Origin of the sequence: Pseudomonas sp. GZD-222 (assembly GCF_049310525.1) — a bacterium.
GTDB lineage: Bacteria > Pseudomonadota > Gammaproteobacteria > Pseudomonadales > Pseudomonadaceae > Aquipseudomonas.
The window spans coordinates 14,281-27,926 of the sequence record NZ_JBMOWO010000061.1 but is presented as its reverse complement, the minus strand read 5'-3'; the positions used below and the strand labels follow the sequence as shown (position 1 = coordinate 27,926).

Here is a 13,646-nt window from a genome sequence, read left to right as displayed (position 1 = left end):
TCGTCCCTGACTATATTTTGCGGAGCCTATTATTCTCGCCGATGTCGATAAGCGCACGCTAGAGGGGTTGTTGGCGAGTTAGTCGTGATCGAATAGCCGGACGGGTATGCGAAGCCGCCTATACTGCCCTGATCAAATAACAGGGGAGAGGGGGAGTGAAGGACTTAGGCGAGAAGATAGCGGCCGGCGAGCCGCTGATGCAGCAGGCGATGGACGCTATGCGCCGGTACCATGAAGCCCGAAATTCTCTGACGTCTGCGAAGGAGGTGGAGCGGCTACGGCTTGAGGCTGAATCCCTAATGGAGGCTGTTCAGGAGTACCAGCGGCGAGCACTTGGGCGTCCTGAATATCCTCTCCATTGATCACTCCGATGGACGCTCCCCGCTTCCCATCTGTCAGAAATTTCCTTTCAACAAATTGACCGCAAGGCTTTCAAGATATTAACTGTATATTCGTACAGCATAGGAAGTCGTGCGTCATGAGCTATTCCATAGTGGGCCCCGTTGCGGAGGGTGGCCTCAAGCTGCCCTTGTGCCTGTTCCGAGTCCCGGCCGGATTTCCTTCGCCGGCGGCAGACCATATCGAGGCCCATATTTCTCTGGATGAGGTCCTGAACATAAGGGCCCCACACGTCTACCTGGTATCCATCACCGGCGAGAGCATGCAGGGCGTCGGCATCTTTGAAGGTGATCTGGCGATAGTCGACCGTTCAATTGAGCCTGCTCACGGCCACATTGTCGTGGCGCTGCTCAACAACGACCCGGTGTGCAAGCGGCTCTGTATCCGTGGCAAAGACGTGATCCTGCTGTCCGAAAACCCGAAGTACCCACCCAGGTACGTGCTTGAGGGGGATGAGCTTTCGATCTGGGGTGTGATCACCGGCAGCGTGCGCAGCCATGTCTAAGCCACCAGTCTTTGCACTGATCGACTGCAACTCGTTCTATGCGTCCTGTGAGCGAGTGTTCCGGCCGGACCTGGCCAAGGTCCCGATCGTAGTCCTGTCGAACAACGATGGTTGCGTCATAGCCAGGAGCTACGACGCCAAGCCTTTTGTGAAAATGGGCGAACCCTATTTCCAGATCAAGCAGAAGCTGAAACAGCACGGGATCGTCGCGTTCTCGTCCAACTACGCACTGTACGGAGACATGAGCGAGCGGGTCATGAGCCTTATCGAATCCATGGTCCCAGCCGTTGAGGTCTACAGCATCGATGAAGCCTTCGCCGATCTGACCGGTATCGCCGGGCTGGACGAGTTGGGACGCCGGATTCGAAGCCAGGTACTGCGCTGCACCGGCATTCCGGTCGGCGTTGGTATCGCCGGGACCAAGACCCTGGCCAAGCTGGCGAACCACACAGCCAAGCGGTTGCAGGCGCAGACAGGAGGCGTGGTCAACATCTGCGGCCCCTTCAAGCGCGACTGGGTGCTGCGCAACACGGCAGTGTCGGAGGTTTGGGGTGTTGGTCGGCGGATGAGCGCGCACTTCGAAGGCATGGGCATCAAGACGGCGATGGATCTGGCCAAGACCGACCCCTGGACGCTTCGCAAGAAGTTCAGCGTGGTGGTCGAGAAGACCGCCCGGGAGCTGGCCGGCACGCCCTGCCTGGAACTGGATGAGCCGAACCCGCCCAAGCAGGAGATCTGCTGCAGTCGGATGTTTGGCAAGCGCCTCGAGGAGCTACCCCCTATAAAGGAGGCGGTGGCAACCTACATGATGCGCGCTTCGGAAAAGCTCCGGGCGCAGGGCTCGGTGTGCAAGAAGCTGCGCGTAAGCATTCGCACCGGCATGTTCAATCCCGATGAAGCCAAGTATGCCAATGGTGTGATCGTCGATCTCCCATACCCCACTGATGACGTGCGGCTGCTGACAAAAGCGGCGGTCGATGCGCTCGACCGGGTCTTTCGGCCTGGTTTCAAATACAGCAAGGCTGAGGTGCTTCTGTTGAATCTCTGCCAGCGTGGTGAGTACACCGACGACCTGTTCGCCGCGGCACAACCTGCTGAGGCAACCAGGGTGATGGCAGTGCTGGACCAGATCAATGAACGATGGGGAAGGGGGACATTGCGCGCGGCGAGTGTGCCGGTGAATCCCGATTGGGGCATGCGTCGCGAGATGATGAGCCAAAGCTTCACCACCAGGCTGGATCAGCTGTGGAAGGTTTCGTGTAATTGATTTTTTTGGTCGGCAGAACGCCGGGCGCGGGCTGAAGCCCGTGGGGAGATTTTCGGGGGACGGTGAAAACCGGTACAGCACAGTGAGGCATCGTTTGCAGCGAGCAGCCACACAAGGGCTTGTATTTAAAGGCTTTCCAGGTGTCCTGCACGCATGGGGTGCAAGGGGTCGAGTGTTCGAATCACTCCGTCCCGACCATTATTTGCTGAGTAAAATCAGACAGTTAAGCCGGTTATCTGAACCGGCTTTTTTGTGCCCGCACGAAAGATGCGCAGAATTACCCGGCAACATCGCTCAGCTTAGGCTTCGGACCAGAGCACATTCTTGTGCCTTGTCTAGTACTTTTGCCACGCCCGGCTTTTCTTGTGGTTCACCGGCCTATCGTTGGTATCGCTGATTGCTCACTTAGTTTGATGCATATGTCGCGGCGCTTTCATGTATCCCTCTGAAACGCCATGAATTGTTGCGCAAACTGTAGCGTTTAAAATATCTTTGTTTCGACTTATCCCCGGCCAAATTTTTGGCTGCTGTCGCTCGAGTACCAAGGTCCACTTGGTCAGGATAAGCTTCAGAGGTGGCTAGCATTTCTGCTGGCCTTGTTACTCACCCTGGTCTCAGCTAGCGATACGCTATCGGAGATCCCGACGACCGTGGATATGCTTAGAGCGCTCTCAAGAGACTTAACCCTCGTAAAAAATGCTGAAGGTTTTGAGCTAGTTTGACCCGGCATGGTAAAGCTCACTATATGGCCAAGCGCCATGATACGCTGTATATTTACAGAAACTAAATCTGGATGATTGGAAAGTGACCAAGGAACGTCCTGCTAAAACCACCGAAGCAGCACAGTCTCAAAAAAGCAAAAATTGTTTTATAGTTACTCCTATTGGCTCGAGTGAATCCTCAACTCGTCGGGCTGCGGATGGTCTAATTAGCTCTGTGCTTAAACCACTACTCGCCGAAATGGGCTTCGATGTACACGTGGCGCATGAAATATCTTTGACTGGTTCAATTACTCGGCAGGTCGTTGAACATATACTCACGGCAGAGCTGGTAATCGCAAACCTTTCCGAACTAAACCCAAATGTTATGTATGAGCTAGCAGTTAGGCACTGTACAGGGCTTCCGGTTGTAGCAATTGCTGAAAGTGGTACTAAGCTGCCGTTTGATATCTCAGATGAAAGGACGGTATTTTATACTAACGATATGCGTGGTGTCTTTGAGTTGACTCCGGCTTTACGTGTTGCAATTGAAGGTGCGATGACACGAACCGATGCAGATAATCCCGTAACTCGAGTGAGAAAGAATCGAGTTCTACTTGAGTCACTTGATCAGGGTGATGCAAAAACAATTCTGATCGAGCGACTTGATAATATTGAGTCGTTGTTGGGTGATTTGAGGTACGCAGGGGATAAGTTCGATAGGTTGGCCCGAAAAAATCATAAGCTAATGCTGGTTGTTGAATCGGGCGAGGCTGTAGATAGATTCAAGAGTGCATTAATGAGGGCGCATCCAAGCTGCATGATAAGAGAGCGAGCAGGGGCGCATCATAAATCGGGAACTGTCTTTAGCTCTTGCGCGAATCTCTCTATTGAGACACCTGATGGCATTGACTCCGGTGTTGTTCTCGACCTTTGTCATCAAGTGAATCTTAAAGTTCTCGACCTTGTAGCGTTGTAAGTCGTTGCGCCGCAACCGCTAGATTATCCTGTACCAGTACGGTTTACAGATTTGGTGCTGTCGCGGCAAATGGAGTCGTTGTGGGGTATTTCGGGGGAGGGGCAGCCTTGGGCTTGCGTCGAGACAATCGTTCGAGTTGGCTAGAGTTATCTGGTTGAGCCTGCCTGATCCGGCCTATCCTACCTGTTTCCGCTTCAGAACGAATTAGTGTTTAGGGTATGGACAGTTCAAGGCTTCTGATCTTTTGTGCTAATGCCAAATTTTTCTGAGCACCATCCACCCCGGAATGAATCTCCCGATGACAATTGGGACAAATAGCGGCCACGAATTGTGGGTGGTCCAGGCCACCATCTGAGACACGATTTGTATGGTGAGGTTCTAGGTATGGACTCCCGTCAGGCTTGTAAAAAGGGGCGTGCTTTTCGCAATTTTCACAAATTCCATCAGCTCTCATCAAAACGTAGTGAGCAACCACTCGGCTGCGCTGATAAATATTTCGAATCGTCGATCGAGCGGATGCAATTGGAGTCCGCTTCGTTACCGCAAGGGCAGCGTCTCGTGCCGCTTTCAAACTGGTTTCGAGTGTGGGCATTTCAACGCCATTTTCAGGAAGGGTTGAGCCGCTGTCAGGAATTACTTCTACCCGACTTAGGCGGAAAATTATTGCTCTACGAAGTGCGCCTGTGCCGTCAGGCTTCTCCTCGGCGAACATACTTTCGCAAACAAACTCACCTAAGTAACGGTGCCCTTTGCCTTTGGCCACTAATTTAAATAAGTAAAGAGACTTTCCACTGTTCACATGATCGGCAATAGCCAGATTGCCTTTGGATAACTCCATCGGTCCTGTTTGACCTTCACCGGTATACAGGCAGGTATCTTCATTCTCCCAGTCGTCCGTGTAACCATGTTGCTCACCAGATTCGCCAGTGAAAATGAAAATAGCTGGGAAAGTAGAGGAAGGCACAATACCGTGTTGGTGGCTTCCGCCGAAGTGTCGATGGATGTCGGTTTTTCGGTCATAGACAGCGCCGCGCTCGAAGTGGAGATCGAGCACCGACGCGGGTAGATGCTGGAGCGGTTCAGTATTAATACCAGCCTTGCCCAGGTATCGCGTGGTTTCAAAACCGCCGGAGAACGACGTTTCAGCAACACCTAGAGCCAAAGCCACAATGGCTTTGGCTGGGTAGCGCTTACCATTGACTGTGATGCTACTGCTGTAGCGTCGATTGGTTTCCCAATTCGCCCACTTGGGTTGATGTCTTAGGTTCTGGTCGAACGCGCTGAGTGCTAGCTGAACCCGGTCCTTCGCTGTTGCTTTAGTCACTGTGCGACCTTTCCCTTGATGATGTAGGAAAAGGATGGTGCAGAACGTACGAGTGGATTTCAAGTGGCCATCACACCGGAGCTTCTCTATCCAGGTCGAGCTACCTGCCGCGTAATGGTGAAATCACCAAAGAAATTTTCAGAATTTCCCGATTCCCTGTAGTCCATTTCCGAATCATACTTCCGCCGCCTTTAGGCCATTACGGTGCTTCCGATCGAGCTCTAGTCTCCCCCAGTCGTTGCCAATTCAACGACCGGTTTTGACAGACTGATTAGCAAGTATCCTTTCGGACCGCTGACATCCTCGTCCAAATCTCCGAATACCTGGTCTGCGCCATGACCGTGGCACAGCAGACTGTCCTGCTTCATTCCAGCTCTCCAGGCCAAATCCTGACTTTGTCCACCGTGTATAAGATCGGCAATCCCCGCGCTTTGGTTATGCCTCAAGGATCACCAAAGATTTTTTGAATTGCATTGTTAACTTTGTCGATACTGCCCAACGGTTGGGCTGGCGATGCGGCGCCTATTTTATTTTCGCAACTGTTCCTACAAGCACGAAATGAGTTGGCACACTCATGAAAGCAATCTGTCTTCGCTGAACCTTCCAATTTTCCGCACTGCTGCTCGTGACACTTTTTCCTGAGGTCGAAACAATAAGTACAGGGTGCCGCAAGTGCAGAGGTTGCAGAAAATGCTAACAGCAGCAGGCATACCCTGAAAGCCAGCATAGGAACCTCCAACACACCCATGTGCATCCGGGCACCAAAAAATATGGCCAATTTAACTAAATTAATTAAAGCAGTGCGTTCAAGAATTTATATATCGTTTTGTAATTGTGGTGATTTCCAATTGAGATTTGCTTTTTTATAAGTTTGTTTTTATAAATTAAGATTGGCGAGTGGTGAGAAATTATAGTTAAGTTGCAAGGGCCAATGGATCGCGTAATGAGCAATGAATGCTGAGCGATAACAAGGTGCCGGTTATGAAATTTCTATTATGTTTTTTATTGTTTTTTGTGAGTGCTCAGGCATCCGCATCATCCGCTTTTGAAACTTGCCAGAATGGGTGCTCTAGTATGGTGCAAAATTGCCAATATAATTGTCAGGTTCAGCAAAAAAACACGCTGCAAAAGTGCCTTGAGATATGCCAGTCTGGACATGAAGTATGCTCGAATAGCTGCGCGAAACAAGCCTCAACAAATCCTACAAGTCTTCCTTCGAACAAGTCGGACTCTCAGCAGAAAGTACTTGAGGGGATTGATAGTATAAATAACACCATTCAGCAGATTTTTGGTAAGCCTTAGACCTTGCACTGCACACAGACGCTTCATTTGATGCCGATGGGCTATCGCGCGAGCTTTCGTGAATCATCTCGTAATCTTGGTGATTTTGGTCGTTGGACGTACAAACCTTCAGAATTTCCCGATTCCCTGTAGTCCATTTCCGAATCATACTCCCGCCTGCTTCAAGCCATTGCGGTGCTTCCACTAGCGCTCTAGTCTCCCCCAGTCGTTGCCAATTCAACGACCGGTTTTGACAGACCGAATTCAAAGTGAATCCGCATGTGCTCGCGTTATGGCGGCTGTACGTGGGGCACCTTCGTGTGCGCCGGGTTTCCCTTTGCTTTGCCGGTCTGTCAACCCGCGTATAGCTGCCACCCTTTGTTTGACAGCAGGCGTGTGGCGGCTCCCTAAAGCAAAGGAGATTCGCCATGTTAAAAATCGTCCCCGACCCACCCATCAACCCCAACCAATCCCTCGAAGACATCCTCGTCCAAATCTCCGAATACCTGGTCTGCGCCATGACCGTGGCACAGCAGACTGTCCTGCTTCATGCCAGCTCTCCAGGTCAGGTGCTGACCTTGGCGACCATGCATGAAATCGATCATGCCCGCGCTTTGGTTGAAGTGGCGTTGGGTAAGGTTCAGTTGCGGCATTGATTCAGCGGCAGTAGTGGCGGGCTTGGTTGTGATTGGGCTTTGGTGGCTGGTCTGGATGAGTCAGCTATTTGGGGTTGATCGCGGGGCAAGCCCGCTCCCACAGGCTGTGTGCATTCCACAGGTTGGGCTGTTCCACAGATTTTGGAGTCGCCTTGTTATTGCAATGGCGGCTAGGGAGATTGGGATGGATGAGGGTTCGCGGTCAGGTCTCAAGACGGTAGGCGTCGGCACATTCGCTGAAGGCGAGGGCGAGGGCGAGGGCGGGGCAGGCGCTGAGCGGTTGTTTCGGGTCGAACCAGGGCACGGTGCGGCGTTTGTGCTGGAGCAGGTTTCGATCATGATGGGCTGTGCGCACCATCTGACGTTGCAAGCCGGCCTTGAGCAGGATGGTACGTCGGCCTGGGCAGCGCATTATCTGGTGGGGATGGCCAAGGCGTTGGTTGAGGATGTGGCCCATGCCATGGTCGTTGAGTCGGGGGCCGGACAGGGCGCAGGTTGAGCTCGCGAGTAGCACGCTGTGTAGTCCTGCGGTCAGTACGAGGGTTCGCATCAGGCACGGAAAACCTTGGGGAGCTTTCGCGCCTGATGGTCGAACACTTAGCTAAAGGCGCAATTACAGGTGGAAGTCGCCTGCGGCCTCCGGCTGGTAAAGCACTTTTCTGATCCCGATCCGGCGGGTCCGGTCAGAAACGCGCCAGTTGATGGCGTCCCCCTCCTGATAGCCGAGGATGGCGGCGCCGATGTCGGAGCACACGGAATACTTCCCGGCGCTGCTGTCCGCGTCTTCAGGGTAGACCAGGGCCACTTCGATCTCTTCGTCGTCCAGCTGCAGCAAGGCCCTGGAGTTCATCGTGACGACATTGCGCGCCACCTGCTGTGGCTTGACGACAATGGCTCGCTCAAGCTCATGTTCGAGTTCAACAACCGCCGGGCCTTGCTCGAGCGCGATCAGGCTCTCGAGCCTGACCTTGTCGATTTCAGTGATGTAGATCTCAGTGGAGTCGACAATGGCACCTTCGCGCAAGAACTGCAGATAGCGCCCTGCCGTCATGGAAAATGACTTCAAGGTCGGCGTTTCGCTCTCAAGCAGAAAGCCGCTGCGCTGAAAGGCTTTCAGCGAGCGGATGTTGTCCGGGTGGATCTTGGCGATGAGCTTCTCGGCCCGCATGTCGAGGAAGGCCAGTTTCATGCCTTCGCGGATGGTCCGGGCGCCAAGGTTTCGGCCCCATTTGTCGCTGTCTCCAATGACCAGGACGATCTCGCAATTGGAGCCGGTCTTGATCAGGCGGACAAAGCCCACCGGGGCGTCATGCCGGTCATAGGCCATGAAGAATCGGCCCCCCCGGTTGAATAGATGGGTCAGGATCGGTAGTTGAGTTCGATCGATGACTTGCTCGATGGAGCGGGAGACATGACGCGAATCGCTCAGATAGCAGGTAACGCGCTCATCTTCCAACCAGTCCATCAGTGTCAGTGCGTGTGCCCGAGTAATTTCCGGGCACAGCGAAATGAAAGGCTTGTTCATCTTCACCACAGTTATTTGGAAAGAATGAAAGCCCTTCATGGCTATGGCCATGACGGTTCTTTCGGCAACCGGCCATATTACGACATAACGCGAGTAATGCCGACTGGCGATCAGACCGCCACAGCAATCAGGTCGATGCTTCTATCTTGAGCATCAATGATGAAGGGCAGCGGCATGGGGTGTGGCGTGTCAATGGAGGAAACCTCGAAACCGCCCACGACCAGGGGCTGCCGCTGTTCCAGTACGATCGATTCCTCCGCCAGCCGTTTGACCATTCTCGCGTGGTTCATTGCGATTTCATTGAGCGTTGACACGTTACATCTCCGATAACTGAGCAGGCGTCTCTTAGGCGCCCGTAAAGGATAATTTTGGCCGCTGCCGCGTCAGAATTACGTCTTTTCGGGGCCGCTGAGGCGGGCTTGTGCAATAGCCAAGCCAGTCAGTGACGGAAATTTGCTGTCGGGTTTTGAATGCGACGAATGGTGTGGAGCAGGGGATTTGTGCGGCGCATTTTTCTAGCGCGTCAGCTTGCTGCCAGCGCTGTATCCCGGCACCATCTGCGATCTTGGCCATCTATTTGCCATTATCGAGAGTCACGACTTTGTTATCAGGGCTCGGACTCCAGGCTGATGCTCTATAGCCTCTGACGCTGTTCAAGGAATGGAAGTAATGATCAAGCAATCGCTAGCCACGCAAACAGTAGCCTCGCTGTGGTCGCAACTGCACGCGGTAGGCCCGCTGGGAACGCCGGCACGGAACACGGCGTTTGAGGTCGGCGAAGTGTCCGGCGAGCGTGTCGTTGTGCACACGGGCAAGTCGGCGAAGACGAAGGTGGTAATTCCTCGACGAGCCTTTGAAGCGGCACTCGGCTATCTGATCGACCACAAACATCATGCCGGCAATCCCTGCGAGATTGCCGCCGCCGATGCGCCGGAGAAAGCCGGCCCGCTGTGCCAGGCTTCGCGCTTGCTGCCGTCGGGTAAATACGGTGTGCGTAACATCACCTATGTGTTGCCGATCCTGCAACGCCTTGGGGTGGTGGAAATCAATCCGAAAAAGCCTTCCAGCGTCTGGCTGGTGAAGCAGGCAGATTTCAATGTGCTTGATTCTGCCGCTGGGGAAACGCTCGTTGTTGATCACTGCACAGGGCTGCTGACGCCAAACCAGCAGGCCTTTGCCGATTACCTTGTCGGACTTTGGGCCGGTATGCCTGCGCCTTTCGTTCATCGCTATGCGGTCACCAATCATCCTGCCTGGATCACCTGGAAGGCACAGGCCAAGGGCCGCGACTGGTGGTGTGAGACGTTGCGTCAGGCCGCTGAGCATTACTCCTGGTACGAAGCGCCGGCGCCTGACGATTTCGCCAGTATCGCTTCACGTCTGCGTGACGCGCTGGCGGCCAATGATTGCGCCGCCGCGCAACAGGCCTGCGAAGCGGTGTTCGCCTGGGGCAATGTGGCGCTGGGCAAGGACGGCGGGTCCAGAGACTGGATCAATGCTCACGTTGCCAGTGCGACATTGTGTGAGTCGATTCTGCGTGCGGTTGAATTGCTCCAGCCTGATTGCCAGCAATCGCTGCAGGCCTTTGATGGCGAGCGCCTGCTGATGAACTCGGCGATGACCAAGGTCTATGCGGCGGCGGATCCCCATAACATCATCATTTATGACGGTCGGGTGGGTGCTGCTTTGGGTTTGTTGGCAGGGCGCTGGCTAGCGGCAAGTACAGAACATTCGGTTCCGCAGGATCTCGCCTTTTGCTGGGGAGGTAAGCGCGACGACCCACTGGACACGCGCAATCCATCTCAGGGCAATTTCAAGTTTTCCAGGTTGGGCTATTCGGCGTCGCAGATTCTGCACTGGGCTGATCTGGTGCGCATCAGCAACCGGATCTTGCGTCAGGTGGTTTCGACACTTGGTGCGCAGGGGGAATCCGTCAGGTTGCTGGACCTTGAGCGGGCCTTGTTCATGGTGGGGTACAACGTTGTCGGTGGGGAGACGTTGTAGGCATGAGCTTGCCCCGCGATGCGATGCGCCTGACAGGACGCAATCGCGGGGCGCTGTTGTGTCGTTTCCGTCTATCCAGTCAAGCAACTACCTGCCGCTGAGGCGCAGGTACCTGCTCGATGAAGCGCTCGAAATGTTCCAGGCGGACTCTGCTTTTCGCCACGGCCCGGCCCACGGTCTGCATGTCGTGGATCAGGTCGGTGGCGTCGAGGCGGTGCAGGTTGCGGCCAATCAGTTCTTCGCAGCCTATCGAGGCCAGACCCTGGCTGGTCAGGTCGACGTTGTAACGCGCATAGGTGAATAGCGGCGCGCTGTGCTGCATGCCGATCATGTCGCCCAGTTCACTGTCCAGCGGGTCACCCGCGACGCATTTACCAAAGGCACGGCAAAGCATGTCTTGCTGGTTTGCCGACGCCAGCATCAGCCCGGCAGGTGTCGAGGTTGCGGTGTAGAGCAGGTTCATCTGTCTGGGTGTCAGTTCCGGTGCCGAGGCCGGATGCAGGCCTGTGCCCACCGACACCAGCAGCATGTCGTCTTCACCGGTTTTCCAGCCCATGCGATAGGCCGGCAGGGTGGCGCTGAGGTAGGAGATGAACGCCGGGTTGTTGTAGGGGGTAAGGCCGCCGTCGATAAACACGAACGGCTTTTTCAACCCCGGAAAATGGATGGTTTCCGGAGCAAAAAAGGTGGGTGCAGCGGTGCTGGCGCGCACAATGCGCCACAGCGGCAGGTCCAGGTTGCAGCCCGGACCCGGCTGGTTGTACTGGGCGTAGGGGTTGTTGGTGAGCAGCCAGGGTGAGTCTGTGGTGGCGTTTTTCAGTACCACCATCAGCAGGGTTTTCAGTCGCTCGGAGCCCAGGGTGGTGTGCTCGCCGAAGCGCTCTTTCATCAGGCGCTCGAGTTCGCCGTGAACATAGCGATGAAAACCCATACGTTGCCACCAGCCCGCACGTTTGAACATGCGCTGGCCGGAGGTGTTGTACAGGTCACGCAGTTCATCGACCTCCATGCCCAGCGACAGTCCTGCTGCCAGAATGGCGCCGGTGCTGCAGCCGGAGACGAAGTGGAACCAGTCGGACAGACGCAACTGCGGATTGCCGGTACTCACGCGCAGCAAGCGTTCGATCTCGGCCAGTATCTCTACCGCGATCACGCCGCGTATGCCACCGCCGTCGATGGTCAGCAGGCGCTTTTTGCCCTCGCTTCGTACCATGCCCTGAAGGACTGAATTCACTACAGGCTTCCTTTTGTGTAGTTGATTGGCGCTCAACCGCCGTGGGCGGGAACAATGGCCTTGCGTTCGGTGGTGGCCAACCAGCTCATGTGCTCGCGGGACAGTTCAACACCGACCACTTCGAATACGGCTGGGCCCATGCCCTCGGCTTGCGGGCTCGCCAACAGCGCTTCAACGCGCTCAAGGTAGCGCTCGGTCGATTGGTACTGCGCGTGCAGTTCCTTGATGGAGGTGTTGTTGGCGTGCAGCTCCAGCACCGCGCCGATCACCGGAATCCAGCCGATTGCAAACACGATCAGGTCTTTCCAGGCCAGCTCCAGCCCAGGCAAGGTGGTGTGCTTGAAGAAGGAATAGAAGGACAGCAGCAATACACAGAGGATTACTGGAATGCAGATGGTCGCCTTGACTACGCGTTCGATTTTCTCGTGCTTGAGGTGCAGACGATGCCGGGCTTTGTGGTAGTACGCGCGCTGCGCGGCAATCCAGTCGTTAAGCACTTTGCTGCGCTCTACGGGAAGCACGCTGGTGGTGTTGCCACCCAGCGACGCCTGCCTGATCAGCGAGACGATGGTGCGGCGCTTGTCCTGGCCTTGGGCCGGTAGCCGTTGCGCCAGCGAAGCGTTGCCTTGCGGATCGACCAGGCCCAGTGCTTGCCAGAAGAATTCGATACGTAACGACTCGGAAACCGCGCGGTAAAAGGCGTAGCGGAATTTGGTCCGGTTGGGCTTGGCCCGCAGGTACCAGAGAAATGACAGCACGAACAGGCAGACATAGCCCGCCAGCACCAACGCGACAGGGAGGATTTTTGCGTAGAACAGGAACACGCTGGTCAACAGCAAGGTCAGCCCGGCCACGGTACGGTGGGTGCGGTCGGTCTTGAGTTGCATGGCGTTGGCCAGGCCGTCGAAACGCTGGAACAGTTCGCCTATCGATTTCAGGTCGGCAGAGCGCTGGCTGTAGAACGGCTGGTCGTCGCTCGGCCAATGGCCTTGGCTCTTGCTGTTCTGGGCAAGGGCACGGCTCGACCGGTTCAACTCGCGCAGGTGTTCCAGGGTGTTGGCCGGCGGTTTGTCGCTGACGCTGACACCTTCGGCACCGGCACTGAGGATGTAACCGCAGTGTTGATCGATGGCGCTGGCAGACTGACGATTGGCGCTGATGCGGTAAACCGGCACGGTGTCGACGTCGTGCAGGTAGCGGCTGATGTCGTTGCGCAGCTGGCTGGCGGTGTCGCGCGTGCGCGCCAGCAGTTCCAGTGGTTGCAGTGCCTGCAAGGTGATGTGCTCGGTGCCACCTGGTTTGGGCTGCGCACCGCGATTGGCCGACAGGTTGCCATCCCAGATCACCACCAGAACATCGGACTTGTTGAGCAGGTAATCACCCAGGTTGCAGTAGGCCTGCTGGCGCTCGCTCTCTTGCGGCAGTTCCAGTACCGGCAGGCCGAGCGCCTTAAGCTCTGCGTGGAGCGCATCGAACGCCTCTAGCGCTGCGCCGTGGAAGTCTTCGCGGTAGTGCGTCAGCGGCATCGGAAACATCGTTACCGGCTCTACCGGCAAGCCTTCCTTTCGCAGCGCCAGGGCGGTTCTGGCGATCAGTTGATCGGCCCCTTCGGCAAGCCCGGTGATCACCCGCAGGGCAAGGTCGGGGTACTGCCGGCGCAATGACGCAATCAGCTCACGGAACTGACGTTCGATGCGCGCAGCGTCCTGGGCGAGAACGTCGCGATGCCCGCTGACACCGATGACGATGGAAAGGGGCTGGCTCATACCTGTGG

Annotated in this window: 11 protein-coding genes and 1 tRNA gene; 7 read left to right on the top strand and 5 right to left on the bottom strand. The window is 55.5% G+C overall.

Annotated elements, in window-relative coordinates; genetic code table 11:
* Window positions 1-478 precede the first annotated feature (478 nt).
* From ACO6VD_RS11395 to ACO6VD_RS11380, 4 genes are all read left to right on the top strand, one after another.
* Window positions 479-904 carry a LexA family protein gene (locus ACO6VD_RS11395; protein ID WP_136475534.1) on the top strand — a complete coding sequence of 142 codons (426 nt, stop codon included), beginning with the start codon at window positions 479-481 and terminating at the stop codon, window positions 902-904.
* Window positions 897-2,171, top strand: coding sequence for a translesion error-prone DNA polymerase V subunit UmuC (gene umuC / locus ACO6VD_RS11390; protein ID WP_422419100.1), 1,275 nt, complete (start codon window positions 897-899; stop codon window positions 2,169-2,171). The genes ACO6VD_RS11395 and umuC overlap by 8 nt, the downstream gene beginning before the upstream one ends.
* A 55-nt stretch (window positions 2,172-2,226) precedes the next feature.
* Window positions 2,227-2,369, top strand: a tRNA-OTHER gene (locus ACO6VD_RS11385).
* A gap of 606 nt (window positions 2,370-2,975) precedes the next feature.
* The gene (locus tag ACO6VD_RS11380; protein WP_422419099.1) at window positions 2,976-3,848 is read left to right on the top strand and encodes a hypothetical protein; all 873 of its coding nucleotides are present in this window, start codon (window positions 2,976-2,978) and stop codon (window positions 3,846-3,848) included.
* A 211-nt stretch (window positions 3,849-4,059) separates the two neighbouring features.
* On the opposite strand, the gene ACO6VD_RS11375 is transcribed toward ACO6VD_RS11380, so the two are convergent.
* Window positions 4,060-5,172, bottom strand: coding sequence for an HNH endonuclease (locus ACO6VD_RS11375; RefSeq protein ID WP_422419098.1), 1,113 nt, complete (start codon window positions 5,170-5,172; stop codon window positions 4,060-4,062).
* 1,709 nt (window positions 5,173-6,881) lie between these two features.
* On the opposite strand from ACO6VD_RS11375, the gene ACO6VD_RS11370 reads away from it, so the two are divergent.
* Window positions 6,882-7,109 carry a hypothetical protein gene (locus ACO6VD_RS11370; RefSeq protein ID WP_422419097.1) on the top strand — a complete coding sequence of 76 codons (228 nt, stop codon included), beginning with the start codon at window positions 6,882-6,884 and terminating at the stop codon, window positions 7,107-7,109.
* Window positions 7,045-7,608: a DUF3077 domain-containing protein gene (locus ACO6VD_RS11365; protein WP_422419096.1), complete on the top strand. Its 564-nt coding sequence runs from the start codon at window positions 7,045-7,047 to the stop codon at window positions 7,606-7,608. Before ACO6VD_RS11370 ends, ACO6VD_RS11365 begins: the two co-directional genes overlap by 65 nt.
* A 114-nt stretch (window positions 7,609-7,722) precedes the next feature.
* Here ACO6VD_RS11365 and ACO6VD_RS11360 read toward each other — a convergent pair whose 3' ends face one another.
* Window positions 7,723-8,685, bottom strand: a complete 963-nt coding sequence (locus ACO6VD_RS11360) for a GNAT family N-acetyltransferase (protein WP_422419094.1) — start codon at window positions 8,683-8,685, stop codon at window positions 7,723-7,725.
* A 59-nt stretch (window positions 8,686-8,744) separates the two neighbouring features.
* Window positions 8,745-8,948, bottom strand: a complete 204-nt coding sequence (locus ACO6VD_RS11355) for a hypothetical protein (RefSeq protein ID WP_400172359.1) — start codon at window positions 8,946-8,948, stop codon at window positions 8,745-8,747.
* A 466-nt stretch (window positions 8,949-9,414) separates the two neighbouring features.
* Between ACO6VD_RS11355 and ACO6VD_RS11350 the strand changes: the two genes are divergently transcribed.
* Complete coding sequence (locus ACO6VD_RS11350) at window positions 9,415-10,638, top strand: hypothetical protein (protein WP_422419092.1); 1,224 nt, start codon at window positions 9,415-9,417, stop codon at window positions 10,636-10,638.
* Between the two features lie 79 nt (window positions 10,639-10,717).
* Here the strand turns inward: ACO6VD_RS11350 and ACO6VD_RS11345 are convergent, their stop codons facing one another.
* Together ACO6VD_RS11345 and ACO6VD_RS11340 are read right to left on the bottom strand one after the other, a co-directional pair.
* Window positions 10,718-11,872 carry a patatin-like phospholipase family protein gene (locus tag ACO6VD_RS11345; protein WP_422419090.1) on the bottom strand — a complete coding sequence of 385 codons (1,155 nt, stop codon included), beginning with the start codon at window positions 11,870-11,872 and terminating at the stop codon, window positions 10,718-10,720.
* Between the two features lie 32 nt (window positions 11,873-11,904).
* A complete protein-coding gene (locus tag ACO6VD_RS11340) occupies window positions 11,905-13,638 on the bottom strand; it encodes a hypothetical protein (protein ID WP_422419088.1) in 1,734 nt (577 codons plus the stop codon).
* Window positions 13,639-13,646: the final 8 nt, after the last annotated feature.

Bases quoted from the DNA above. Each gene is read 5' to 3' on its own strand.
- ACO6VD_RS11395 (WP_136475534.1), top strand. From the start codon at position 479: ATGAGCTATTCCATAGTGGGCCCCGTTGCGGAGGGTGGCCTCAAGCTG.
- umuC (WP_422419100.1), top strand. From the start codon at position 897: ATGTCTAAGCCACCAGTCTTTGCACTGATCGACTGCAACTCGTTCTAT.
- ACO6VD_RS11370 (WP_422419097.1), top strand. From the start codon at position 6,882: ATGTTAAAAATCGTCCCCGACCCACCCATCAACCCCAACCAATCCCTC.
- ACO6VD_RS11365 (WP_422419096.1), top strand. From the start codon at position 7,045: ATGAAATCGATCATGCCCGCGCTTTGGTTGAAGTGGCGTTGGGTAAGG.
- ACO6VD_RS11360 (WP_422419094.1), bottom strand. From the start codon at position 8,685: ATGGCCATAGCCATGAAGGGCTTTCATTCTTTCCAAATAACTGTGGTG.
- ACO6VD_RS11340 (WP_422419088.1), bottom strand. From the start codon at position 13,638: ATGAGCCAGCCCCTTTCCATCGTCATCGGTGTCAGCGGGCATCGCGAC.